This is a genomic window from Alcanivorax sp. HI0083 (assembly GCF_001635175.1).
Genome location: NZ_LWFX01000721.1, coordinates 1 through 450 on the forward strand (window position 1 = coordinate 1; position 450 = coordinate 450).

Consider the following 450-nt stretch of genomic DNA (forward strand, 5'->3'; position numbering starts at 1 on the left):
CTCCCCGGCTTCGCCCTGTGGCATGGGGCGTGTGCCGTCTTCAGCATCGACGATGCGCACATCCGTGCCCGGCAGCGGAATCCCCACGTGGGCTTCCTTGAAGTGTGACGCCGGATTCAGCGTGATCACCGGGCTGGTTTCAGTCATGCCGTACACTTCACAAAACTTGCCGGCACCGACCACACTTTCCAGTTTCTGCACCTCTTCTTTGGCAAACGGTGCGGCACCGGAAATAGCCATACGCAAGCCGCTGAAATCCAGTGATTTGAAGGTGTCGTTAGCGCACAGCATTTGGTACAACGCCGGCACCGCAGCCAGCACCGTCGGTGTGCGCTTGTGCATTTCACCAACAAAATGATCAATGTCCCGGGGATCCGGGATCAACAGGAAGGTGGACGCTGTACGCAGGGCATTGAACAACACGGCCGCCCCGCCGATATGAAACAGCGG

General features: G+C 58.7%; 1 protein-coding gene. It reads right to left on the bottom strand.

The window, feature by feature from the left end; genetic code table 11:
- Positions 1 to 450: AMP-binding protein (locus A3754_RS07105; protein ID WP_156496878.1), on the bottom strand; the 450-nt coding region annotated here is incomplete at both ends.